This window comes from Polynucleobacter sp. MG-27-Goln-C1 (assembly GCF_018881905.1).
Taxonomy (GTDB): Bacteria; Pseudomonadota; Gammaproteobacteria; order Burkholderiales; family Burkholderiaceae; genus Polynucleobacter.
On sequence record NZ_JACVPM010000001.1, the window covers coordinates 761,673 to 786,574 of the forward strand.

Genomic DNA, 24,902 nt, shown 5'->3' on the forward strand with positions numbered 1-24,902 from the left:
TTTAATCGTGGCCGTCAAGGGTTCGCAAGCCACCCCTTTGGGGTGCCCTTGACAGAATTACTCTGGGGATTTTTGAATCAGCCCACTACCTTCGCATATTCAACCTCAATAGCATTAAATATTTCTTCAGGTACTGTTGTTGTAAATTTCTTACGACGGTTAGCCGATAGTTTTCCGTTTTGCTCCATGCAAGCCAGAATTAATGAATTGAGATCTTTGCCTCTGATGTCGTACTGCCCATCAATAGCGCGGTAAATGAGGTCGTACTTTGCCAAGAACTCAGTCTCTTCTCTTAAGTCCTTTTCTAGCGCCTGCTTGGCCATCTCCAATCCAAACTCAACGCAGGCAGTGGCATTCCAATAGCGATATAAGGAATCATCTGATTTGAAGGTCATTTGATATTCATCACCATCAATCCAAATGACTTCCCAGCGCTTGCGAGCAGGCTCAGAAAAGCTCTTTAGAGCTGCTAGGTATGCGTCTTCATTGCGCTTCATCGCAATGGATACTGGCAGCAGTAATCCCCTCTGCAGCAAGCCAGACTGGCACAACGCATGATGAAATAAGAATCGAGATAAACGTCCATTGCCATCCATAAATGGGTGGATAAAAACAAATCCGAATGAAACAATCGCAGCAGCAATTAAAGGATCGATCTGCTTTGGTGCGGTATTGGCAAAATCTACCAACCCCTTCATCAAGTCATTAACGATTTCAGGTGGCGGTGGAATATACGTTACGCCAGCAGCACCACGCAATGGACTGCTTAACCAGTTTTGTTGGTGGCGATAGTTAACTGCTCTATCCAAAGGATTGGTAATGGCGGTATTCTGCAAGCCAACTAAGTACTCTTCATCTAGCTGGGTAGTCAGATGAGCTTTTTTAAGAAGCTCTACAAATGCCTCTGCTTTTGTGGCGCTTGGTGTCTCATGCTCAATTTCAAAAGAACTTTTGGTCTCACTTAAATAAGCCCAAGACATTGCCCTATCGGATGCGGCCCCACCTAGTTCTGATAGAAATTCATTTGCTTTCTGGAGGATATTAGATTCAAGCAGGCTATTAATACGTGTGGTTCGCTCAACAGTTACGCAGTAATCCAAAGAACCCAAGCCATTGAAGTTAACTCGCCATTTGGCATTGCGTATGCTTGGTCCTGTAATGTATTTTTTGGGGTCAAATAAATTAACCATTGGCCCCGTAATTACTGGTACGCCCTTTAACTCTTGCTTATTAAAGGCTTCCCACAAAAAACAAGCCGTACGAATGTAAACGCCTGTTGGCGATTCGCTAATTGCGGCCAGCATCTCTTGGGCTGGGATTTTTCTTAAGGCCTGCGATAACAATTGGAGATTAACTCCTTCATGCTTTAGCGCAAACAACAGGTGGCTTAGTGGGCGATCATCTTTGGGAGCCACCTTTGCGGGTATCAACAACTCGCCCTGGGTGGGCGTTACACTGGTTACCGAGGCAAGGCGTGCGGGTACAAGTGGGTCAAAAGCACTGAGATCAAGCTGACTTTTTACTTGTGAATAGCCTATATCGCCCATATTTCCCTCAAGCCCCACTTTTTCGTTCGAATGGCTATTTTCCCACACTTTTTCTTACATATACACACTTTTTCTTACGATTACACATATTTACACACTTTTTCTTACATATTTCAATAGATTCCTACATTTTTAAACATATCCTCACTTTTTCTTACGAAATAGCAGTTTGAATGTTTTTTGCTGACTAGCTTCAAAAGCTAAATTCACTTGGAATAGGCAGATTTATAGACAATAACTGCGATTATTAGCAGTTTTATTGACATTCCAGGGCAATTTAGCCAGAAATATGCAGCTTTATTGAAATGTCACCCATTAGGAGCGACATGTCAAAAAACACCTTAAATTCCCATATTGCCTAAGTGTTGCGCAATCCGATCCATGGGATTACCTGCACTAGCTAACGGCGCTCCTAATGCTGAAGTTCGCGCCCGAATCGGTTGAGGGCTATGGATTGCCATAGGTTTAACACTTGCAAAGCTTGGCTCCGGCCTTCCTATTGCCTCATAGATAGACTCAATCATGGTCTGCCACTGCTCTTGCTGATTGCTCTGCACGAAGACTTGCATGTAGAAAGGGTCTGACATGTATTTGTTAAAGCAGATCGCCTTATCGGTGTGATCAATTTCATCTGAGCGGGTATTTAAGAACTTGAGCATTTGCAGCTTTGCTTCCGAAACCAATTCAGAAGGCTTTTTCTGGCTATCGGCGAGAGTCATCACATTGCTGACAAGCTTGCTTTCTATTTCATATTTACGAACCGCATCCTGAAGTGTGGCCACCATAGATTGCAAATCTATAACCTGCTTTTCTAGGTCGCGTTTTTCGTTAATCACTTTCTGAATACGTTCACACCCTCGCTTTGATTTGATGCCACTAGAGGATTCTGTATTAACACTAGGCTCGGCATCGGGACTGAAATCCGTGGGCCCAGGGTTCAAAGCCCGCTTCATTAGCTCTTCAGCCGTTTCGGTTTGAATTTCGGCTTTCGGAAGTGTATCGACGGTAATGGCGACTGGTGCAGGCAATATTTCACCCAGGTCATGGGCTTGTGGTGCTGTCTTAAGTTCTGAAGTAGGCATAAAGGCTGGTACATGCACCTCGCCCTTTACAGGCGTAAATATAGACTCAGGCTCTAGAGCTTCCGACTCTTCTTCTAATACTTCGCCCTCATCAATGTCCTCGGATAATTTCGCAAGAGATGCATTAGGGGTCTTACTTAAATCATCTAGTAAGTTGGTTGCTTGGCTCAGACTCTGACTCTTACGTTCTGCCTTTTGTGTTTGTTGTATCTGAGCGCTACGCTCCTTATCCAATTGAGCTTCTGCCTGCCTAGCCTTTGCTTGCGCTATCAATTCAAGCGCGCGCTCTTCCCTTGCCTTATTACGCCTGGCGGCGCTCTCGGCGGCGTGCTTTTCATAGGCTTCTTTTTCAAGCCGCTCGCGCTCTTTCTTGGCCTCTCTATCCTGCACCCTCTGAATTGAGCCACCCTTGCTTAGTACCTCCGATTTAAAACCTTCCACTTCATTTGCTACTTGCGTCATTACCTGTCTCCTCTTTTAATAAATTGCTGCCGTAATTCATTTCAGCGTTTGTCTTTTGCTTTCGTTCCGAAAACCAATTCATTCCTAAGTTTGGGTCGTCATCGCGTAACCATCCCTCCGCTTGCTTTTCTACATTCGGTATAAATAGATTTGAATCGATACGATCGTCATATCGCAAGAGGGTCTCGTGTAGGAGATTACGGATATGCTCGTAATCCATTCCTCTGGCTTGTAGGTTTTGTATCTGAATTGATAGATTCGTAATCATGGGTAAAACCTTGAGCCAGCTCTCTTTGTCTTCTATCCCGTCTGGTGCGCCGGTAGTACCTGCACGTATTCGTAGATCAACCATGTCAAAGATTCGGTCTTTGGTGAGTTCTGGCCAGTCATAGGTTTTCTCCATAGTCATGACTAGTTCGCCATTGACCATGGTGGTCTTAGTACTTGGTGGCCCCATGTAGCGCTCTACTTGCTCTTTGGCCAGTTCTTGTAAAAGTACCTGGGCGCTATATTGCGCGATCTCTTGTAGCCAATCTTCTATCTGGTCTTTGAATTCAAATACGCGCCCTGATAGCGCTCTTTGTAAGATGTTCGCTTCTGTGGCCGTCTTGGGTCTGACTACTGTTGAGCGCGCAGCGTCTTGCAGTCCGGTAACCTGCTCCCAGTCATAACGCACCGCACTGGTGTCATACACAACTGGGTCGATCTTGGGATGCCCCCTGGGAATAATGACTTGATTAAGCGGCTTGCCTTCGGTATCGACAATGGTGATTTCGCCGAATCTTGAATCCGAGCGCTTCTTAATAGTCTTTTCATTAATATCAGCTGATGCTACCCACCCAGGGATACATAGGTCTCGATGTTGATTGAATCGATCCCTTGCTTCGTTGTGCTCGTCTTGTAGACGCTCGGTTAGGTCTACCAAACTTGGACCAACAAACTGGCCATCTACTACCTGATATGGCAATAGAAAGAATGGATACCAGCGTTCTCCTGCTCTTGGAGGTGAGTAGGGTTCACGTAGCCATTCAGTCGCACCCTCCACCATGGTGTAAACACGCTGGGTAGCTCTGTCCCAGATCTCTAGCACTGCTATTTGCTGATCATCAGTCACTGGAGCCGATCCCGCATCCATCTGCATTGAGGCTAAGCGTTTGGCTTTCTTATATGATGGCTCGCCTTGCCCGGGTTGGTAGATCTTGGCATTGGCTAAGTTCTTTTTATAGAGGGCTTCTGCTTGACCACGCTTCATCGGGATGATTTGGCAGATCCAATCGGCATCGGTGTAGTCCCAGAACTCGCAGATAGATGGATCGATGAGGAGATTTTCCGTGAGAACTCTATCGATTACTAAGCCTTCGGCAGATTGCACTTCTGATTGCTCTTGTAGTGACTTGATGAGCTCTTCTAGCTCTGCCCTCTTGGCATCATGATGATGGACTTGATCATTGTCATGAAGGTCCCTCTCTAGTTCATGAATAGCCAGGAGGTTTTCTTGGACATCGTTAATACGACCTTGGATATATCCATCCTTACTTGGGTCTCGTTGATACATCACTTTCAGAATTCCAAAGCTACAGGTCAGCGCCGCCCTTACAGTGGACTTGGCTCGATTCTTAAGCTGAGCGTGCTCTAGCGCCCTATTGGTGACCTTCTCCAATGTTTTACAGAAGAGCTTGATATCCGCGCCCGAGTGTGTGGGTGTTGTCGATATTTCTGGGTTGCGTGCATACACATTAGGTAACACTGCGGAGATGGTGCCGTGTATAAGGTTGGCTCTCAGGCTGTAGAAATCTTTGCCAGTAGGATCAGCATTCCAATTAAAGCCGGCTACTGTATTGCGGTTGTGCCTTACGCGCTTATGAAATGTTGCCCAGTGAGCGCGCGCATGCGTGATGCGGGCGGTCCATTTTTGTTGGAGGGCTTGAGAGTCTTGGGGCACCCATTAGTTATATAGCTAGGTTAAGACTAAGAAGAATTTATTTTGAATTTGAATTACTGAAGGCAATCATAGGCCTCTATCAAATAGATCATCAATTTCATCAATGGAAATTTTGACCGGCCCCTCATACTCATGATCGCAATCATCATATGCGTTCATAAGATATTTCTCAAACTCATAGGGTATATCCACTGTTTCAATGATTTGATTGACATCCTCACCCGTGAATTCAAGACCTATATTACTTAGCTCCCTTTCAACAATTTGAGCCAAAGAGTCCTCGGCCTCCTCATCACCACCATCCCGGGCATTAGAGAAGGCCTCATTTAAATCAATAAACTCTGAAAAATTATCCGCAATTTGCTCTATGCTGCTTATTTTTACAAGTTCAAAAATTTTAGAATAATTAGGTTCAGAGTTTGGAATGCTTGCCAAGAGTGACTGGACTGTCTTCATTTGCGTATACGAATAAATCGAATTCGCTGAACTCTCAATAAAACTAAGCGTTGCCATAGGTTCTATGATGCCCCGCTTAAGACCCCACTCAACCACCTCAAATGAATGATCCGTGATTTCTGCGCCATTGTTTAGAATGTATAACAAGGTGCAGCTTATCTCATCGATGATCTTGCTATCTTCGCGCAAGCAATCTTTATATAAAGCGCATAGCGCTGATATATATTCAGAATCCACATTACCAAATTGGTCTTTTTCGAGATCTTTAATAAGCTTCTCGCAAATATTATGTACATCATCTTGAGATAAATATTTATCAGCCCATAGACTACGGATCGTTATCACGGAACGCAATGTCAGCAAGCTCTGAAAACAACGTTGAAAGGTGTCAACATCTCCAGAATAACGTTTAAGAATGTAATCCCCAATAGATGGATTAAATAAGTCAATAAGCGACCTTCCATCCGACAAAACTGTCCGATTAAAAAATGACCCCGTTAACAAACGTATGCTGGATTGAAACTCATGCCTACCTTTAAAGTTGCGACACCTGGGTAAAAGCAAAAATCTATGATAGGCCTCAGAAAGAATTTTTTCCTCGATTGGCCCGCCGTTTAAGACCATTAGAAGTATTAATAGACGACCATAATCATCTTGCTGCGCATTAAATGGGTTTTCCCAAACTTGGGATGGATTTGATAGGGACTGAGAAATGAATTGCCAGTAATTAGCAGCAGAATTTGATTCCAGCCTTGTGGCATCAGTAATATAGCTAATTAGACGAGGATTAAAATTTTTGTGCGCAATCACATCTCTGTATCTTTTATTAAGATATAACTCTTCTATATATGAATCATCTAAATTTGAATACCAGATATGGTTATATAAAATATGAGCTTTATCGATATCTTTAAGAGATTTGATGCGTAACTCATATTCATTTTTTTGTGTATTTCCGTGATCAAAGTTATCGATCAAGAATTTTCCTTGATTTAATATGGTGCTTCTTGAAGTCAAAACAAATCTTTTATTTTTATTTGATGCAACACGTCTCATAAACATTGTTATTTGATTTCCCTCATGACCCCCCAAGGCTTCTAGATAATTTCTACCTAAAAAATCGTCAAAATAAAATACTTGCTTGCTTTCAGAATCAAAGGCGGACTCTGCCTCGCGAATATCGTTGACTACCCTGAAGTAGGCAAACCCTTTGGCAACATAGTGAAGGCATAAATGGTCCGCGAGGGTAGTTTTTCCTACGCCGGGCTCACCCGCAATAATCACCACCCCCAATCGATCTAAGATCTGCAACGCTGCCTCGTGGTTTGTAGTCACAACATAACGCGAGCTAGATGCAATAATTTCCTCAAGGGAATGTGCACTTCTTCCCAATATTGCATTGTTATAAATTTGCTCTAGGACTGCAGTACTATGCATCCAGAGCTTATAGTGTCGCTTCTCAATTTTAGGTCTAGCGCGAAGAAGATCATTAAGATCCTCCATGCCCAAGATATCGCTTTCCGCCTGAATATACGGCGCCAGTAAATCTGAAATTTGTTTTTTATTGTGTCTCGATAGTGGGTGTGAGATTGCTAACAGATAACGTTTTGGCTTTAGCTTATCAAGCTTGATCTTTTCATCGCTACCAAGCTTTTTGATAAGCTGGGCTAAAGATGTGCCAAGCTGATGCTTGCATTGCAGAATTACCTCATCCCCATCTGAACTAAAATATCGCCCATCTACTCCGCCATCTTTACCAGGTTTAAATCTCTCAAAACGTTGGCCATGAGAGTCCCCAATCAAATCAGAGCAAAAAATCTCAAATTCTTTATCGTTAAGCGATCTAAAATCATAGTCGGACATAGGCACCATCTCAAAATTAAGTGCGGGTTACCATAGGGGCCCGTTCGTATTTAAGTGTATTACAGTAGTACAACTGCGCTACACATAGCCTTGTCTGCTATTAGAGAATGCTTTCCTAAAAATAAGCCCGGTCACCGCGCGCAATAAATATATATCAACCCCCTTCAGTCAATGACCGCCGCCTCATTAACCCATACCTAGTGGCATCCCAAGCATGGTCTTCGGCATCGGTATCCACATCTTCGGGGTTTAGTGAATCTGGCGGTAACTGAGGGATAGTTCTAAGCCAATGCTTGCAATTGTTAAATACCTTTAACCTTCCTTCAGCCAATAGGCGGATGATTTCTTGTGCGCCGTTGACTCTGCTTCTGGGAGCGTTATAGGCCTCAGTCCATTTCACACCCTTATCTCTGAAGATTTGTCCGATGGATCGCTCCGCTCCAATCTTAGAAAAGATGGATGGGTCAGCTAGGTTCATGCGGTATTCGTAACCAAGTCGTTGATCATGAATTTCGATCTTCTTGATCTTCTCGGCTACTACCGTTGCGTCTTCCCTGGTGCCCGCATTTTCTTTATCTCCATATCCATAGAGTTCTCTCCATAGGTAATAGACTCCATCATTAGATAAGGCAAACCAATAGACGGCATACGGCCTGGCATAGCCCCAATCCATGGAGCGCCATACCTTCCATGTCGGCGGTATAGCAAAGGGCTCTACAACATGTTTAGAGGGCTTCCATACACCTTCCAAGAAACTTCCCACGTGGATATCCCAATCACCTTCTAACCAGGCTCTGCGCCTGTTTGGATCGCTTAGTGACTCTAGACTCATCAGGTAGTTCGGGTCGTTTTTTAGGAGATGGGTATTCTCATAAATCGTTGAATGAATTCTCACCCTTGGGAGCGCACCCTCCTGCCTAATGATTTGTCCAGCAGGAATGGCTCCAATCTGAAATCGCTCCTTAACTGATGCATGCCCCACTCCAAATGGATTGCATGTTGCCCTCACCATCCTAGGCATTCCAGGGTGCGATGACCTGCAGGTGGAATGCATTGCTTCGTAAAAAGATAGGTTGCGCCAGTTGGTGAGCTCTTCAAACCCTAACCAGGGATACTCGTGACCGTGGTAATTCCAGTAGTCACCCTCATTAGCCCCATATCTGAAATACAGCATCTCTCCTGTTGGCCACTTCCAGACGTAGTCTGATTCATTGAACTTGGCGCCTGGGAAGATTTGATAGAACCAGCGCTTACTCTTTGCCACTACGTCAGCTAGTTGGGGATAGGTCAATCGAAAGAGTGTGCCGCGCCAATGATCCCCGAAGCCTCTTCCTACGTGTTGGGCATAGCTCATGAGTAAGGTATCAGTCTTACCCCCTCCTCTGGTACCTTCAAGCAATACCTCATATACAGGGCATGTCAGGAATAAGGTCTGGCTACCAGGCAATGGTGCCCAGATGGTTTTCATGGGCTAGTGTTTTGGCTGGGCAGCTTGCTCCCACTCATCCATACTCATGGCACCAGGTACCACCAAGACCCCGCTTTGTAATGGCGCCCCATCTTTGCCTGTGTGCTCAATAGCCGATAAGCGAGGATGTACATAGGGCGCAGCATGTCTGGCGATGGTGGCGGCCATGTTCAGCAACTTTATGCGGTTCTCAGTGATCATGGTGCCATGACCATCATCATGTTCGTTAGTCTTATCACCATGGTCATGATGATCGCGACTGCAATTACCCGCCTCTTTGTAGAGCTCCATCATCGTGCTCATCATGACTTCTAAGGGGGTGATGCCCTGAGCAGCAGCTACCTCAGCAATCTCACGAGTACGCTTGCTTAGACTGCCCTCCTTGCGGCCAGCTCCAGGTCTTGCCCCTCCCTTGCTTTTGCTTGGTGCTGGTTTCTTTGATTTCTTTTGATTGATTTCAATCATGGGTTTTTGATCAACCGTAAAAGATGGGGTTGCAGCGCTACCGAATCCCCAAGAGGTTCATCAAATTCAATGATGATTCTTTGGAATAGGTCATGGCGGCTTTGGGCTCCACGATGTTTGACCACGGTACCTACGCGCCCACTTGGGGTCTTTACCTTTGATCCTATGGGGAAGTCTTCCATGTCTAGGCGATCAATGACTCCAGCTATGGCGTGATTAGTTTGCATTGGGTTTCTCCATCGCTTCTGCGCGCTCTTTTCGCTTATGTAGTTCGGCAAAGATTCGGGTTTTAAAGGATTCGTAGCTTTCGGAGCCTTGAGCCTTCATCGACAACTCCCTGCCTTTGGCGTCTATGCCCTCATTGGTCTTCCACCAGGCCTCTTCTTCTGCGCTAGCAGCTTCTGCCTTCTTGCGCGCTCCTTTGAGTATTGCCAAGACATAACCTGCATTGATGGGGGTTGGGTTTGAGACTTTTATTCGGGTTTCCTTGGCTGTGGCAATCGCCTCTGCCACCTCAGCTTCGGTAACCCCGAGATTGACGATGTCCCGTATCCGGTAGTCGTCTACGGCTATAGCTCTACCCTCCTTGCTGATCATGGCTGCGAAGCTTTTATATTTTTCGATACGCTCTTGAAAAACTTTTTCTTCATCGGATGGCTTTGTTGGCTCTTGGGGAATTTTTTCCTTTTCACCCCCATTGTTTTGTTTGCCTGGTGTATGGAGATTGGTTACTGGTGACTGGTGTTTGGTGTCTGGTGAGCAATGCGTTCGCATTGCGGTCGCATTGCGAACGCATCCATTGTTTGATGGATTTTCTGCTGATGAATCATCATTTGGAAATGATTGCCACCTGCCTTCTGCGCTCCGCCTGGCTTTGAGTTGCTTATCTTTGAAGCGGGCTATTTCATGATCACAGCGCTCTTGTCTCCAGCCATCATCAGTGAGAGTAAAAAATTCATTAAGGACTGAGACCACTGCATTTTTTTCCTCTTTAGATCGTGCGTTGATCAATCGTTGCACTAGTTTGATTTCGATAGGTAGCGGTTTTTCTGTGGCGTAGTACTTTCTGATGAGACGGCTGTAAGTTGCATCCTCTATGAATGTAAGATGCGCGGTTGCTTCGGCGTAATCTCCAATGTGATGCTCGTAGTAGTTCATTAATACTGTCTCCGTGTAGTTCTTTTTCTTGCGAGTAATCTTTTTTGCAAGAGATGAATCTAACAATCGGAAAGCGTATCGTCAAACGTGTTTTTTCTGAATTTTTCTTTAATTTATTTATTCATCATTTATCTGTAATCCATGTTTGAGATATTCGTGAGAATGATTTTCTTTGTCTGAAGTGTTTATTGATCTACGCGTGTCCACCAACCTCTTTGTGCTATCAGAAACTTCTGACAAGTCTGTAGCCATTTATTTATATGGCTTGTGACACTTCTATGAATAAATATTTTTTTGTAGTCAAAAATTAATATGCGTCTTCAAAGTGGGTATTGACATTTGATTGACCACCAAAATTTCATTGACTACATTGCACTTCAGCAGCAGACAAAATGATGCAAAACAAAACACAATAGGAGATTAAATTAAATGGTGGCATTTCGTTTGTATAGCTTGTATCGATCTTATGGATACACAAAAATGAGTTCTGCAAAGATGGCGTTGCAGGTTTATCGTAAAAATGTAAAACGCGCCCGCTAAGGAGATGGTGATGAGTCAATCCAGCCCTCAAATCCCACCAATCACCTTGATGAGAATTCCTCAAATATTGAAGGTGATGCCAGTTTCTAAATCTAAGTTTTGGTTAATGGTTCAGAAAGGTGAGTTTCCCAAACCAATCAAGATTGGAAGATCTTCGTTTTGGACGATTGAACAGGTTCAGGCTTTTATTAGAGAAAGGAGTGGTCAATCCACCAATTGAAACATGGACATCTCCTGAGCTTATGCTATCTATCCTACGGAAAAATCAGGAGATGATTATGCATGCAGTGAATTTATCCAAACCACTTAGCGTTGAGGTCTTTGACCATAACCGCCCCATGGATCAGAGCGCCTGGATTCAAATTGGGGATTACGAGGATCTTACAGATGCTGTGGATGCATGCAGGAGAGTAATTGATCGGGTCTTATGCAAACCGCGATATTCATCTCTCGCTAGACACGCTTTGATGCAAGAGTATTTAAATTATGGTCCGGTCCCATGCATTCGTGGGGCTGATAATCTGGATGCCTTTAACCCTTATGAGTATCTCGAAAGTAAAGCCAAGTTAGGCAGGCAACAGCACCACGAAAATGTTCTAGGCCTTGGTCTTTAAATAACGGACAACAGTCTCCCAATCGGGAAACTCAGGGGTAGCAAAGTGAATATGCTCACCCTTAAACCTATCTACTCCATTCTTAAGACGATCATCCACCAAGAAATCTCCATCATTCAGATTCTTATGGTGACTTAGGATTAAGCGTTTATATGCTGGCTTACCTAGATAGTCTTTTACCCACAGCAATTTATCCGACCAAGCGCTTGGATTGCCCCATGGGGCTGTTGAAAGGATATAGGTGTCGAACATGGTAGCCAACTCTTCATAGGCGGCAATTGCCCCTGGAATTGGATCCATTAAATAGAAGATGCCTGGAACTTCATCCAATCGGTCTTCATACTGGTCTTGTATATGCTCAGGGGTTCTTGCTATTCCTGATGGGAAATCCACCAATACGTTATCCATATCTATGTAGAGTGTTTTCATATCTGGTCTAGTAATTTCATTCAAATTAGGTAAAAGTCACACTAATACTCGATTTAGCATTAGATGCCATTAGCCCATGCCCTCTATAAACGTATCAATAAATCGGGCAATCGCATCCCCAACCCTTACTAAAGTTGATTTACGCTCCAAAATTTTGGGCTTTTGCTCCAGGACTTCAATTAACTCCTCCGACCTTGGGGCTTGGTTTGTAAATTCATAGCCTTCTAGTAAAGCTTGAAGTTTCTTTCCATCAATCTTCTCGGACTGACATAGCGCATCAAAGGCAGCCTTCTTCTTCTTGGCCCAAAACACTTCAAATTCTTCTGCAACCCCATCAGGAGATAGGCCACTGAGGCTTTCTTCAATAAACTGCTCAATCAGGACTCTCTTAGAGCGCAATTGAATCTCACCAGATAGATAGTCATCAATCTGCTTTTTGATTCCCTCGCCCTTTTTACCATTGCCACCATTCTTTAACCATTCGGTTAACAGCAAGATGATGTACGCAACATTAATTTGATCTCGATGAATGAGAACAATCTCAAAGTCCACGTCATTCAGAATGGAATCTTTCTCTTTGGCATTCTCATGCTTGACGCGTTCATAGATATCGAGGTACTTAGACTTGTAATCTTCAAAACCTTGCTCAGTAAGAGCCAGATCCCCCTCCTTGTAGTCAGTAAACGAAGTGATTACATTCTTTAACTTAAGAAGCTCTCTAAAGCGCGTTACAAACAGTAGCTGCTCATTCTCATCCTGTAAATCATCCACCGATGAAACGGTTGGAGTTAAGGCAAGGAGTGCTTCAACCGCTAGGTTATATTTTTCAACGTAATTCTCATAAGGCTCTAGCAGCACTGTTTCCTTAGCATCCTTATTGGAGAATAAGGCAATCGCTTCATCCGTCTTTTCCTTTAGATTTCTAAAGCAAATGATATTGCCCTGTGATTTCTTATCGTTCAGAATGCGGTTGGTTCTAGAGAACGCCTGAATTAGGCCGTGGTACTTTAAGTTCTTATCAACGTAAAGCGTATTGAGTCTTGGACTATCAAAACCAGTTAGGAACATATTGACTACCAATAGGATGTCCACTTGCCCCTGGCGTACGCGCTTAGCAATATCTTTGTAGTAGTTGTAATAGTCCTGGCTATCTTTAGTCGAGAACTTAGTACCAAACATCTCGTTATAGTCATTGATGTATTGATCTAGCTTGTCTCGGCTATAGGTCACCTTTTCAGGAGTTACGCCATCATCTTCAGGAATTACGCCACCAGTACCATCAGCCTCAGGATTAGCCTCATTCTGCTGATAGCTAAAGATGGTGGCAATCTTTAAGTCTGAGCCCGTTTCTGCGATTTTCTGTTTGAATAAGTCGTAGTACCGAATCAATGAATCTACACTGTCAACGCAGAACATCGCAGTGAAATCTGGATGCTTTGTCTTTTGACGATGATGGTCAATGATGTAATCAGTGATCTTATTAAGCCGGTCGTCAGCCTCCATCAACTCCTTGGTATCGATTGACTCGACGTCGATATCCAGGTGGCTACCATATTCTTTTTTCTTGTATCGCCCGACATATTCAACAGAGAAGCGAAGGACGTTCTCATCCCGTATTGCATCAACAATAAGATATTTATGCAGACAAGTACCAAACAGATCGGCGGTTGTTTGCTTGCGCCCACCATGGGAAGATGCGTTCTTCTCCAGAATCGGCGTTCCAGTAAAGCCAAACATTTGGCAGTTACTGAAATACTGCTTAATGTTTTTATGGTTCTCGCCAAACTGGCTACGATGGCACTCATCAAAGATGAAGATCACCCTCTTGTCTTTTAGACCGTCCATCTTGATGGCATGCCTATCACGGGTGATCGCGTTATTTAACTTCTGAATCGTTGTTAGAACTATCTTTGAAGTTGGGTCATTGAGCTTCTTGACCAACTCCGAGGTATTGGGTGCGCTATCGACTGAACCCTCTTCGAAATGGTTGAATTCCCTCTCCGTTTGATAGTCCAAGTCTTTTCTGTCCACGACGAAGACAACCTTATCAACTTCTGGTAATTCAGCAACGATTTGACTGGTCTTAAACGAAGTTAAGGTTTTGCCTGAGCCGGTTGTATGCCAGATATAAGCATTGGACTTACTGGTTTTTACCTTTTCAATTAGGGCCTCTACTGCGTAATACTGGTAAGGGCGCATTACTAAAAGCAACTTGTCTACTGTCAGAACCATGTAGCGAGAAATCATCTTCGCTATATGGCAAGGCTTTAGGAATTCAGCACTAAAGTCATGCAGGTCTGAGATGCGCTTATTTTCTTTGGTAGACCAGAAGAAGGTCTGCTTGAAGGTGAACTCTTTAATGCTCTTATTGTTAGAGAAATACTTGGTATTGACGCCATTGCTAATGACAAAGAGCTGAACATACTGAAATAAGCCATAGCCCGCATCATAGGACTCATGCTTGTAGCGAATAATCTGGTCAAAAGCGACCTTTAGATCCATACCGCGACGTTTGAGCTCGATCTGGACTAAAGGCAGGCCATTAATCAGAATCGTGACGTCATAGCGATTCTTACGCTTACCTTCTGTTGATATTTGGTTGGTGACTTGGAACTCATTCTGGCACCAGTCAACATGGTTTAAGAAGGTGATCCAGATAACATCCCCGTTGTCACGCTTTAAGGCAAATTTATCTCGAAGGATTTCTGCGCGGTCAAAGACATTACCGGTGTTTAGCTTATTAAGGATCTGCTCATATTCCTTATCGCTAAAGCGAAGATTGGGAATATGGTGAGTGTTTTCGTTGTGGAGCTCAAGTTGGCGCCTCAAGTTAGCCAACATGGCAGACTCATCCAGAATCTCTACGCGGGAGTACTCCATTGACTGGAGTTGTTTAATTAGCGCTTCTTCTAGCGCGGCTTCAGATTGGATGGTCATGTTAGATAAACATCTGCTGGAGTAGGCCTTGTTTATATTGCTTGGTTAGCTCAAGTTTGGATTTAATGATTTCAATTTTTTTATCAATCCCAACCGAAAACTCTAATATTTTTATTTGCTCATCATGATGGGGTAACGGTATTGTGATTTTTGAATACTGTGATATCCAATAACGCTTATGCTCATCACCCCCTTGAAAATCAATTCGACACATTGCTTCATAGATATACCTAAGACAGTTATCTGAATTGATATTTTTTAGCATCTTCATTGCGGATGACTTAGCCTTAAATGGAAAATCAACAAATTTAAATGCCGTGGTGAAGTCATCGAATATGATGACTGGTAAATCTGTATAAATACCGTTAATTTCGTCCGTGTAGCCCAATAAAAATGTCTTACCTGCTGTTAGAACGGGAGTATCAAAGCCATCAGAATATTCAGTGGATGAAACAAGATAGCGGCCCGGCTGTTCATAATCCAGCACTTCCTCTAACGGCACATATTCCCAGCCTGGAAAATCTTTTCCTGCGCTATCTTTAAATCGAATTTCCTGATTAAAGATTTTCTGCATGACGCCATTTTTGTATTGAATAAGCAGCTCATGCTTCTTGGTTAAACCAGATATTTTCTGGTCAATTTTTGACAAAAATAGGCCGACTTTTTGCTGCTCCTCAATAACTGGTGCGGCAACCTTTAAAGGTCTCAAAACTTGAAGATTTATATTTTTCTGAGCATTTTGAGTGGCCTTTGAATCTAACTCACCCTTTCTTGTATCCAAAAAATACTTTAACCAAAAAGGGTCTGCTTTATTTGAGTAGGTTTTGATGGCTACTACACTATCAGTACAGGCAACAGGCTCTTTTGCGATTGCTGTATCCCCAATATTTGCAGCGATCGTTATAAACACAGTACAAGCAGGAAATTGCTTGCTTACAGCCAAACCTTCCTCATTAAGAAATTGAGTATATTTCTCCACATACAAGGGTGCATTAACAATATCTCCTGTTTGGACAAAAGGAATATTTCCCCCAATAAAATATTTCGGATCATTTCTTGGGCGGGGAGTAAATCGCCCCCGCTGAATCTCACCCAAGCTCGCTAACTCACATTCTTGATATTGTTGATGGAAGGATTTGAATCTCAACTTAGGCGCAGTCATTATTTTCGACCTTCCCCGAATGGCAGCTTGATACCAAGCTCCCCACAAAAGATCCCTATCTCTTTGTCAATGCTAGCCATCTCTTCGTCTAGGCTAGTCAGCTGAAGCGATAGTTCAGCAAGATCAATTTTATCTACCACCTTAAAGCTATCAACATATCCTGGAATATTCAAATTCCAGTCATTTTCTTTAATTTTCTCGATTGAGGCTGTGGCACTGTATTTCTCCTCAACTTTACGTGCCTTGTAGGTCTGAACGATCTTATTGATGTGTTCAGGGCGCATTACGTTTGTAGTTTTTACCTTCTCAAAATTCTTACTTGCATCGATAAAAAGGATGCTGTCATTCTTCTTGCGGCATTTACGCATCACTAAAATACAAGCCGGAATAGCGGCACCATAAAACATATTTGAAGGTAGGCCAATGACTGCATCTAAGCAGTTCATTTTCTCAATCAGGTATTGACGAATATGACCTTCTGCCCCTCCCCGGAATAGAGCTCCATGAGGTAATAGGACTGCCATAGTGCCCTCTTCAGATAGGTGGTAAACCATGTGCTGCACGAAGGCTAGGTCAGCTTTGCTGCTTGGCGCTAGTTTGCCGTATGAGCTAAAGCGGTCATCACTCATAAACATCGGATTGGCAGACCATTGCGTTGAAAATGGTGGATTGGCCACAATCGCATCAAACTTCATTTCTAGATGCTGAGGTTTTTCTAGTGTGTCCTCATTCTTGATATCAAACTTACTAAAGTGCACGTCATGCAAGATCATGTTCATGCGTGCTAAGTTGTAAGTGGTTGGATTTCTTTCTTGCCCATAGATGTGCCCAACAAACTCTGCTTGTCGTTTTACGCGTAGCAGGAGTGAGCCGGACCCACACGTTGGGTCATAGACATTTCTGAGTTTTGGATTATTCAGAGTTACCAGTTCAGCAAGAAGTTGTGAGACTGGTTGTGGGGTATAAAACTCCCCCGCCTTTTTTCCTGCGCCACTGGCAAATTGACCAATTAGGTACTCATAGGCATCGCCAAGAACATCAGCCGTAGCATCGCGCAATTGGAAATTAATTTCATTTAGATGAACCAGCACCTTGGCAATAAGATCGTTTTTCTCATCCTCTGACTTGCCTAGCTTGGCCGAGGTGAGGTCTATATCGTCAAATAGGTGCTCAAACTCTTCAGCACTCTCGGTTCCCAAAGTGCTTTGCTCAATATTTTTGAGGACCTTTGTTAAGTCACCGAGAATGAAGGTGTTGGAGCCTAGCTCCCCGTTGCCTTTTTTAGCCAGATGATCAAACATTTCGCTGGGTGCAAGGTAGTAGCCAAGCTCTTCTTTACAGGCCCCTTCGATCGCTTCTAGGTATTTTTTACCTTCAGCAGACTTTTCATCAAGACTTTCAAACGTTAGCTCTTCACCCTCTAATTGATCATTAGCAAAGTTGGCAATTTTTTCTGATAGGTACTTGTAGAAGATAAATCCAAGGATGTAATCCCGGAAGTCGTCTGCGGACATCTTGCCTCGCAATGTATTGGCAATATTCCATAGCTGTTGCTGTAATTGACGACGCTGCTCTTCTGACATCTATTTCCCTTGATTTGGGGCTTAAAGCTCCAGATAACTAAATTACCAAAATGCTATTACTAGCGCTAATAATGATATTTTTTAGTTTAACTTAGCCCCAACCTTCCTCAGGTCAGCGTTATTTAGCCCGGGTGAGGAATTGATTCTGATTTGCTTAAAAATCTGCAAGGCTAGGCCTTTAAGCATGATTTCTATCCAAGATGACCTTCTCTGATCCATGCAAGGGAATAAGCTCAGACAATGTTTTGGTGGTGGGTAGAACGGTGGGTAGAAGAGCCCCAAAAACAAAGAGCCCCATGGTTAGGGGCTCTGCTGTCGTATATGGCGGAAGAGGTGAGATTCGAACTCACGGAGGACTTTCATCCTCGCCAGTTTTCAAGACTGGTGCATTCAACCGCTCTGCCACTCTTCCTTGCGATTTGAGTCCTAGATTATAAAGAACTTTTGATTTGCGCCTCTAAATGCTGGGCAATCGCCAAACAGGAGGTGAGGCCTGGGGACTCAAAGCCATAGAGATTGAATAAGCCCTGGAGTTGATGCTGCTGGGGTCCCTCAAAGTAAAAGTCTCCTGCTGGGGCGTTTGGCGGGACGATTTTGGCTCTCACGCCAGAGTAATCGGCCTGCAATGCGCCGTCTTTTAGGCCGGGCCAGTACTGCCTGACTGCCGCATAAAAGCCCTCTCCCCGCTTTGCATCAACCGTGTAGTTAATCTGGCTTTCCTCGTTAATATCTAGCCACTCCACATCTGGACCAAACTTGGCCTGACCACCCATATCGAGAGTTAGATGAACGCCCAGTCCACCCGGTTCCGGGATGGGGTAAATCAAATGGCTAAATGGTGATTTGCCAGATAAGGAGAAATAGTTACCTTTAGCGAAGTAGGCTTTGGGTATGAGGTCTTTTGAAAGCCCTTCAATTTTTTGAGCCAGTGCTGGGGCGCTCAGTCCCGCGCAATTAATCAGCAACTTCGTCTGAATGGTCATACCGTCAGCGCCACCAATGGTGAGCTCAAAGCCACCTTCAGAATTTGCACCGATTGGTTTAGCGCCAAGCAAGGGAGATTGATAGGCAACCATACCGCCCGCATCTTCAAAGCCGCCAAGCAATGACAACATTAATCCGTGGCTATCCACTACCCCTGTTGAACTTGAAAGCACTGCAGCTTCACATTGCAACTGTGGCTCCATCGCCTTAGCCTGCGCCCCTGAAATCATCTTGATATCGGGGACTTGATTATTTTGGGCTTTATACAAAATACCCTGAAGATCATCCAACTGATTAGTGTCAGTCGCCACAATGAGTTTGCCGTAAGCCTGTGTACTCACTTGATGGCTGCGGCAATATTCATAGAGGAGGCGATTGCCTGCTACGCAGAGTTTGGCCTTGAGAGAATCCTTTGGGTAATAAATTCCTGCATGAATGACTTCACTATTGCGAGCACTACTAATGGTTCCAAAGGAATCCTCGCGCTCGAGCAAAATAGTTTCTCGGCCTTGTAATGCCATCTCGCGAGCAACCGCCAAACCAACGACCCCAGCGCCCACTACTACGCAATCAACCTGCTCCATTCGGCTTTTCCTGACCTGATTTCAGATATGTCTCAATTTTGTAATGACTTTTGCCTAAGCTAAAGCCTTTATATTGCTGAAATCGTAACATTTTCAGTGTTTTAAGGGGATTTTGATGACCTTATTGATAAAATCTAGACATGTCTGTGCAAGCCCAATTAGCTAACCAAAGTATTCATTCAGCCCTTGATATGGTGCTGGATACCGCCTATCAAGGAATTGATGTGGCCAATTGGAAAAAGCTCTTTGCCGGCGCACGTCAATCGCAGTTAGAGCAATTCATTGTGGATATGTTTGCTGGTAAGCACATCAACAATAGTGAAGATCGCCCTGCCCTCCATTCTGCACTTCGCAATCTGAGCAAAACGCCAGTGTTGATCGATGGTAAAGATGTCATGCCAGCTGTATCTGAAGTTTGGCATCGCATTGATGCGCTTTGTAATAAATGGGTTGGCGTAACTGACGTCATTCATATTGGTATTGGTGGATCTGATTTTGGCCCTCGCCTTGCTATTGAAGCCTTAGCCCATGTTCCCGGTATTGAAAGCCGTGGCATGCGTATGCATTTCTTGGCCAATATTGATACTGCTGAACTTGCTCGTATCTTGGCTCGCGCTCAGCCCCATAGCACTCGTGTGATTGTGGTCTCGAAGTCATTCACCACCCTTGAAACGTCCATGAATGCCAAAGCAGTTGTTGCTTGGCTTAAAGATAGTGGTTGTACTCACAGTCAAATTGAGCATGCTTTATATGCTGTGACCGCCAACATTACTGCCGCCAAAGACTTTGGTGTCAGCGAAGACAACATCTTCCCATTCTGGGATTGGGTTGGTGGTCGTTACTCAGTCTGGTCAGCAGTAGGTCTACCAATAGCCCTGCAATACGGCTTTGAGACATTCAAACAGTTTCTAGCTGGTGCTGAAGCGATGGATTTGCATTTTAAGAATGCACCTCTAGAAGAAAACCTACCCGTCATCATGGCACTCTCTTTGCTGTTTCAGCAAGAGAAACATGGCATCAAAGCCTATGCAGCTATTCCGTATGCGGATGCCTTGGATTGGTTTCCGAAGTGGTTACAGCAGCTTGATATGGAAAGCAATGGCAAGAGCGTGGATCGTGATGGCAAGCCAGTGAAGCATTCTTCCCCAGTAGTCTTTGGTAGTGCTGGCAGTAATGCGCAGCACTCTTACTTCCAACTCTTTCACCAGGGTACCGAGATCATTCCGATTGATTTCATCGCCGTACGTGAGCCCATGAGTGATCGGCCTGAGGCTGTAGCGCATCACCGAATTCTGCTTTCCAATTGCTTGGCACAAGCGCAGGCATTAGCAAATGGCAAGACTGCCAGCAATCCGAATGATGTTTATCCCGGCAAGCGCCCAAGCAATCTTTTGTTGCTGCCAAAACTCAATGCTTTTTATCTTGGCGCCCTACTCGCTTTGTATGAGAACCGCACTGCGACATTAGGCGCCCTGTGGAATATCAATAGCTTTGACCAGCCCGGTGTCGAATACGGCAAAGTTCTGGCCAAGCCGATTGAGAAAGCCCTTGCAAGCCATCAAAATAATATTGCTGCCAGTGCAGATATTGATGCCGTTACTGCTACCCGCATTAATCTATTAAATTCAAATAACTAGTTACCACCCAAGCAATTCTTGGGCATCTTTACTGAAGGATCTGTAATGCAATTGTCTCCATCCATTTTTAAAGCATATGACATCCGCGGCATTATTGATGAGACATTAGATCCCTCTATCGCCAAACTGATTGGTCAAGCATTTGGCACCGAGATGCGTGAGCTTGGTGAAACCGATATCGTCATCGGTCGCGATGGCCGCTTATCTGGCCCTAGCTTGATTGAGGCTTTGACAGAAGGCCTGCTCTCCACAGGCATTAATGTGATTGATCTAGGCATGGTGGCAACACCTATGGTGTACTTTGCTGCTAACCACACCATTGATGGCAAGACTCCGAAGTCCGGCATCATGATTACTGGTAGCCACAATCCCCCGAACTACAACGGCTTCAAAATGGTCCTGGGTACATCGGCTATTTATGGTCAACAGATTCAGGATTTGCGTAAGCGCATTGAAGCCAAGAAGTTTGCTACCGGCCAAGGAACAAGAAGTACTTTTGATATTTTCCCGATGTACATCAACTATATCGTTGGAGATGTGAAACTGGCTCGCCCCATGAAGATTGCGGTAGATTGCGGCAATGGCGTTGGCGGCGCATTTGCAGGCAAGTTATTTAGAGCTTTGGGTTGTGAAGTCCAAGAGTTGTTCTGCGAAGTTGATGGTCATTTTCCAAATCACCATCCCGATCCAGCGCATATTGAGAACTTACAAGACCTCATCAAGAACCTGCAGACTACCGATAATGAATTAGGCCTCGCCTTTGATGGCGATGCCGATCGTTTGGGTGTTGTTACTAAAGATGGTCAGGTGATTTTCCCCGACCGTCAAATAATGCTGTTTGCCAAAGATGTACTCTCCCGCAATCCGGGTGGACAGATTATTTATGACGTGAAGTGCACTCGTAATCTAGCGACCTATGTCAAAGAGCATGGTGGCGAACCCATCATGTGGAAAACAGGCCATTCTTTAGTGAAAGCTAAGCTCAAAGAAACTGGTGCCCCACTCGCTGGTGAGATGAGTGGTCACATCTTCTTTAAGGATCGCTGGTTTGGGTTTGATGATGGCCTCTATACCGGCGCGCGCTTGCTCGAGATTCTCAGCAAGGAAAAGAATCCGAGCGACACCCTCAACAACTTACCGAATGCGATATGCACTCCAGAGTTGCAGCTGGCTTGTGCTGAAGGTGAACCTTTTTCATTGCTTGAAACCATCAAGGCTAACGCCAAGTTCCCAACATCAGAATCAATCAACACCATTGATGGTGTGCGCGTGGAATATGCTGATGGCTTTGGTCTGGCTAGACCATCTAATACCACTCCAGTCGTAGTAATGCGTTTTGAGGCTGATAGCGAAGAGGCTATTAAACGTATTCAGGCAGAGTTTAAGGCGGTGTTGTTGGCTGCTAAGCCAGAAGCAATGCTACCCTTTTAGTGGACGGAGGGTTTCCTGCCCTCATTCACACCCTCAGCAGATTCACCAGCCTCAATGACCCGAGGTACATCACCCCAAGCAGCATACTCTCGCAATTGATTTAGCAAAGCGCACATAGCTTGCAATGTTGGCCCTGCCATCTGGAGATTGATATTTGCGCCACCCGGCAATACAAGATCTAAGGAGAGTGCTTCTTCTGCGCCCTCCTTCTTCAAGGTGCATTTAGCATCCATCACCAGCAATGGGTCTGCACCCAGCGGGTAGTTCTCTGCAGGTTGATACGTGCTGACCTGAGAAACACCTAGGATATCGGGATTAACCTGCATTGTCGCTTTACTAAACTCAGCAATTGCCTTGGCGGCTTGAGGTGAATGGACTTGCTCTAGATTTTTAACAATAAGATGCTGGGTCGCAGCCAGAATGAATAAGGTTACTCGGCGAGTAAACCAGAAACGGAACTCGGCATTCTCGAGTGTATTGAAACGAAACAGCAAACGATCGTCAGGTGCAATATAAGTAGCGTTGAATTGCTTAATTGTCATGGTGATTTAAATTAAAGACACTCAGGTTGATCCTCATCTTTACCACAAGCATTGGCACTCTGTTTGCGATCCTCATCACGAACATTCTCATCCATAATGACATTAACGCTCGACTCATCAGATATATCTCGACTCATCCCAAACTGTTTACCAAATTGAGCGGTGGCAGTTAGATTTCCGCCACCCGCTGCTGCAGCAGCAGCAGCGGCAGCAGCTGCCTCTTGAATTGGGAACCCAACCGCAGTCAATCCAACTCCCGTACCAGTAAAGTTAGTCAAGCCATCAATTACTACACGAGTAACCCCAGTTGCTGAACCTAAATTCATTTGGCCACCAACCATACTCAGGTCAAAGTTAATTGTTCCAGGTTGAGAAGATCTAAAGGTTGCTATAGGGTTATTTGAATCCAGGCTCACAGTCATTGCATCTGTGCTGTAGCTCTGTGTAGCAATAGTCTTCACACCCATGGTGCTAATTTTTCCTGCCAACATAAATAGATCTCCAGCTTGCAATGTCTGGAAGTTAGTTGAATAGAATGGGTTGATGTTTCCTACCAAACCATCAAAAATGATTCTTGGCTCTTTGCTAGCGTCGCCATTGACAAATCCACCATAGATCGCAGCAACCACAAGTGAATATGTGCCCGCCGCATCAGGATTCACTGTTCCCACAAAGCGAACCATAGGATCAGTAGAAATAAAGGTGCGGGTATAAATCGGGCTTTGTACGGCAAATGTAGTAACTGGGCGGGTCTTTCTAATAAATTCAGAATATAAGAAGCCGGCTGCACCATTGCTACCTATATTGATGGCACCAACATAGGTTTGCTCTTGATTTGTTAAGACATCCGCTAAGAGCTTGATACTGCCGCCAACAACATATAGATTCTGCAAAGGTGTTATTGAGCCAATGCTATTTCCAATAGTTGCGGTGCCAGTACCTGCGTCAATTTTTAGCGAAGCACTCTTAGCAGCAATTGCATCGATAGTGCTATTGAAGGTGATGGCGCTATTAAGCGAGCTTAGCTTGATACCTGCAGCTGTATAAGATGCGCCCGCATAATTTTCCATATCCACGGTTACGCCAGTAGCTGGAGCGATGGTTACTGCGCCATCGTAGATCTGTGCTCCAGATGTCTTAATGTGGTTCGTAATGGTAACCGGGCCAGTCACATGCAGACTGGAGAGAATGATTCCATCAGCCAATTGCAAGTTACCGCCACTTGAAACAACAGTGCTAGAACCTAGTGAATTGGCATTATTTAAAATTAACTGCGAAGCATTCAGGATGGTACTGCCTGTATAGGTGCTGCTACCAGCCAAGGTCATAGCTGCAGTACCAGTCTTGATCAATGAACCACCGCCAGCAAATGTCCCGTCAAATGCAAACGCATTATTGCCACTACCCACAGTTAGATTCGCGCCTAGAACTACAGAACCATTACCAGTCACGGTACTAATCACATCTGCATTTCCAATAATGTAGGTAGCTCCACTATTAACGATGATATTTGCTGAATCGACCATGGTTCCTGTGGAGTTAATAGCTCCAGCAGAAACGGTTGTTGTACCGGTGTAAGTATTATTTCCACCCAATACCAAGGTACCTGCCCCACTCTTAGTCAGATCACCTGTGCCGGCAATGATGCCGTTATAAGTCAATGTGGTTGCGCCATCCACATTGATGTTGCCGTTACCAGTCATGGCAATGCCACGATTAGCATTTAAGGCAAAGGTAGCAGTGGTATTGAGGGTTCCGCCGTTAAATACGATAGAGCCTGGTGTAGCAGATCCTGGCACAGCGCCTAACTGATTATCTGCAGAGATGGATAAGGTGCCACCGCTAATCGTCGTTGTTCCGCTATAAGTGCTGGCGCCTGACAGAGTCGTTGTACCGCTACCAGCTTGAGTCAGGTTTACGCTACCTGCCAAGATGGCTGATACTGTTGCACTGGTAGTGTTGTTAAAGGTGTAGCTTGAACCGGTGAGTACGCCAGTAGTACTGGTGATAGAACTG

General features: G+C 44.5%; 19 protein-coding genes and 1 tRNA gene. 4 read left to right on the plus strand and 16 right to left on the minus strand.

From position 1 onward, the window contains the following. Positions 1-77: 77 nt before the first annotated feature. The 8 genes from ICN14_RS03915 to ICN14_RS03950 all read right to left on the minus strand — a co-directional run bounded on the left by ICN14_RS03915 (position 78) and on the right by ICN14_RS03950 (position 10,509). The gene (locus ICN14_RS03915; protein WP_216224896.1) at positions 78-1,547 is read right to left on the minus strand and encodes a Fic family protein; all 1,470 of its coding nucleotides are present in this window, start codon (positions 1,545-1,547) and stop codon (positions 78-80) included. 341 nt (positions 1,548-1,888) lie between these two features. Next, the gene (locus tag ICN14_RS03920; protein WP_216224897.1) at positions 1,889-3,091 is read right to left on the minus strand and encodes a hypothetical protein; all 1,203 of its coding nucleotides are present in this window, start codon (positions 3,089-3,091) and stop codon (positions 1,889-1,891) included. After that, positions 3,072-5,033 (minus strand): hypothetical protein, encoded by a 1,962-nt coding sequence (locus ICN14_RS03925; RefSeq protein WP_216224899.1) that lies wholly within the window; start codon positions 5,031-5,033, stop codon positions 3,072-3,074. Before ICN14_RS03925 ends, ICN14_RS03920 begins: the two co-directional genes overlap by 20 nt. 66 nt (positions 5,034-5,099) lie before the next feature. Further along, positions 5,100-7,352 carry a restriction endonuclease gene (locus ICN14_RS03930; protein WP_216224901.1) on the minus strand — a complete coding sequence of 751 codons (2,253 nt, stop codon included), beginning with the start codon at positions 7,350-7,352 and terminating at the stop codon, positions 5,100-5,102. A 154-nt stretch (positions 7,353-7,506) separates the two neighbouring features. Beyond that, on the minus strand, positions 7,507-8,820 hold the full coding sequence (locus ICN14_RS03935) for a terminase family protein (protein ID WP_216224902.1): 1,314 nt from the start codon (positions 8,818-8,820) through the stop codon (positions 7,507-7,509). Between the two features lie 3 nt (positions 8,821-8,823). After that, a complete protein-coding gene (locus ICN14_RS03940) occupies positions 8,824-9,285 on the minus strand; it encodes a hypothetical protein (protein ID WP_216224903.1) in 462 nt (153 codons plus the stop codon). Beyond that, a complete protein-coding gene (locus ICN14_RS03945; RefSeq protein WP_216224904.1) occupies positions 9,282-9,512 on the minus strand; it encodes a hypothetical protein in 231 nt (76 codons plus the stop codon). The genes ICN14_RS03940 and ICN14_RS03945 overlap by 4 nt, the downstream gene beginning before the upstream one ends. After that, positions 9,502-10,509: a YdaU family protein gene (locus ICN14_RS03950; RefSeq protein ID WP_216224905.1), complete on the minus strand. Its 1,008-nt coding sequence runs from the start codon at positions 10,507-10,509 to the stop codon at positions 9,502-9,504. Before ICN14_RS03950 ends, ICN14_RS03945 begins: the two co-directional genes overlap by 11 nt. Before the next feature lie 484 nt (positions 10,510-10,993). Between ICN14_RS03950 and ICN14_RS03955 the strand changes: the two genes are divergently transcribed. Both ICN14_RS03955 and ICN14_RS03960 read left to right on the plus strand, forming a co-directional pair. Further along, on the plus strand, positions 10,994-11,203 hold the full coding sequence (locus tag ICN14_RS03955) for an AlpA family transcriptional regulator (protein ID WP_216224906.1): 210 nt from the start codon (positions 10,994-10,996) through the stop codon (positions 11,201-11,203). Positions 11,204-11,261: 58 nt separating this feature from the next. Continuing rightward, positions 11,262-11,597 (plus strand): hypothetical protein, encoded by a 336-nt coding sequence (locus tag ICN14_RS03960; RefSeq protein ID WP_216224907.1) that lies wholly within the window; start codon positions 11,262-11,264, stop codon positions 11,595-11,597. On the opposite strand, the gene ICN14_RS03965 is transcribed toward ICN14_RS03960, so the two are convergent. The 6 genes from ICN14_RS03965 to ICN14_RS03990 form a co-directional block, all read right to left on the minus strand. Continuing rightward, a complete protein-coding gene (locus tag ICN14_RS03965; protein ID WP_216224908.1) occupies positions 11,580-12,026 on the minus strand; it encodes a hypothetical protein in 447 nt (148 codons plus the stop codon). The genes ICN14_RS03960 and ICN14_RS03965 overlap by 18 nt on opposite strands. Before the next feature lie 69 nt (positions 12,027-12,095). Further along, positions 12,096-14,963, minus strand: coding sequence for a type I restriction endonuclease subunit R (locus ICN14_RS03970; RefSeq protein ID WP_216224910.1), 2,868 nt, complete (start codon positions 14,961-14,963; stop codon positions 12,096-12,098). A gap of 1 nt (position 14,964) precedes the next feature. Beyond that, positions 14,965-16,125 carry a restriction endonuclease subunit S gene (locus ICN14_RS03975; RefSeq protein ID WP_216224912.1) on the minus strand — a complete coding sequence of 387 codons (1,161 nt, stop codon included), beginning with the start codon at positions 16,123-16,125 and terminating at the stop codon, positions 14,965-14,967. After that, positions 16,125-17,708 carry a type I restriction-modification system subunit M gene (locus ICN14_RS03980; protein WP_216224913.1) on the minus strand — a complete coding sequence of 528 codons (1,584 nt, stop codon included), beginning with the start codon at positions 17,706-17,708 and terminating at the stop codon, positions 16,125-16,127. Before ICN14_RS03980 ends, ICN14_RS03975 begins: the two co-directional genes overlap by 1 nt. A gap of 322 nt (positions 17,709-18,030) precedes the next feature. Next, a tRNA-Ser gene (locus ICN14_RS03985) sits at positions 18,031-18,120 on the minus strand. A gap of 19 nt (positions 18,121-18,139) precedes the next feature. After that, a complete protein-coding gene (locus tag ICN14_RS03990) occupies positions 18,140-19,276 on the minus strand; it encodes an NAD(P)/FAD-dependent oxidoreductase (protein WP_216224915.1) in 1,137 nt (378 codons plus the stop codon). A 140-nt stretch (positions 19,277-19,416) separates the two neighbouring features. Here ICN14_RS03990 and pgi point away from each other — a divergent pair, with 140 nt between their 5' ends. Next, positions 19,417-20,913, plus strand: a complete 1,497-nt coding sequence (gene pgi / locus ICN14_RS03995; protein ID WP_216224917.1) for a glucose-6-phosphate isomerase — start codon at positions 19,417-19,419, stop codon at positions 20,911-20,913. A 45-nt stretch (positions 20,914-20,958) separates the two neighbouring features. After that, positions 20,959-22,344 (plus strand): phosphomannomutase/phosphoglucomutase, encoded by a 1,386-nt coding sequence (locus ICN14_RS04000; RefSeq protein WP_216224919.1) that lies wholly within the window; start codon positions 20,959-20,961, stop codon positions 22,342-22,344. On the opposite strand, the gene ICN14_RS04005 is transcribed toward ICN14_RS04000, so the two are convergent. Both ICN14_RS04005 and ICN14_RS04010 read right to left on the minus strand, forming a co-directional pair. Then, entirely contained in the window at positions 22,341-22,886 is a 546-nt protein-coding gene (locus tag ICN14_RS04005; protein ID WP_216224921.1) for a hypothetical protein, read from the minus strand. The two genes, ICN14_RS04000 and ICN14_RS04005, sit on opposite strands and share 4 nt — an antisense overlap. 11 nt (positions 22,887-22,897) lie before the next feature. Beyond that, on the minus strand, positions 22,898-24,902 hold a 2,005-nt coding region (locus ICN14_RS04010; RefSeq protein WP_216224923.1), incomplete at its 5' end, for an autotransporter-associated beta strand repeat-containing protein.

Coding starts and splice junctions, on each gene's coding strand:
- ICN14_RS03915 (WP_216224896.1), bottom strand. CDS start 1,547: ATGGGCGATATAGGCTATTCACAAGTAAAAAGTCAGCTTGATCTCAGT.
- ICN14_RS03960 (WP_216224907.1), top strand. CDS start 11,262: ATGCATGCAGTGAATTTATCCAAACCACTTAGCGTTGAGGTCTTTGAC.
- ICN14_RS03940 (WP_216224903.1), bottom strand. CDS start 9,285: ATGATTGAAATCAATCAAAAGAAATCAAAGAAACCAGCACCAAGCAAA.
- ICN14_RS03980 (WP_216224913.1), bottom strand. CDS start 17,708: ATGTCAGAAGAGCAGCGTCGTCAATTACAGCAACAGCTATGGAATATT.
- ICN14_RS03970 (WP_216224910.1), bottom strand. CDS start 14,963: ATGACCATCCAATCTGAAGCCGCGCTAGAAGAAGCGCTAATTAAACAA.
- ICN14_RS03990 (WP_216224915.1), bottom strand. CDS start 19,276: ATGGAGCAGGTTGATTGCGTAGTAGTGGGCGCTGGGGTCGTTGGTTTG.
- ICN14_RS04005 (WP_216224921.1), bottom strand. CDS start 22,886: ATGACAATTAAGCAATTCAACGCTACTTATATTGCACCTGACGATCGT.
- ICN14_RS03975 (WP_216224912.1), bottom strand. CDS start 16,125: ATGACTGCGCCTAAGTTGAGATTCAAATCCTTCCATCAACAATATCAA.
- ICN14_RS03955 (WP_216224906.1), top strand. CDS start 10,994: ATGAGTCAATCCAGCCCTCAAATCCCACCAATCACCTTGATGAGAATT.
- ICN14_RS04000 (WP_216224919.1), top strand. CDS start 20,959: ATGCAATTGTCTCCATCCATTTTTAAAGCATATGACATCCGCGGCATT.
- ICN14_RS03965 (WP_216224908.1), bottom strand. CDS start 12,026: ATGAAAACACTCTACATAGATATGGATAACGTATTGGTGGATTTCCCA.
- ICN14_RS03935 (WP_216224902.1), bottom strand. CDS start 8,820: ATGAAAACCATCTGGGCACCATTGCCTGGTAGCCAGACCTTATTCCTG.
- ICN14_RS03945 (WP_216224904.1), bottom strand. CDS start 9,512: ATGCAAACTAATCACGCCATAGCTGGAGTCATTGATCGCCTAGACATG.
- ICN14_RS03920 (WP_216224897.1), bottom strand. CDS start 3,091: ATGACGCAAGTAGCAAATGAAGTGGAAGGTTTTAAATCGGAGGTACTA.
- ICN14_RS03930 (WP_216224901.1), bottom strand. CDS start 7,352: ATGTCCGACTATGATTTTAGATCGCTTAACGATAAAGAATTTGAGATT.
- pgi (WP_216224917.1), top strand. CDS start 19,417: ATGTCTGTGCAAGCCCAATTAGCTAACCAAAGTATTCATTCAGCCCTT.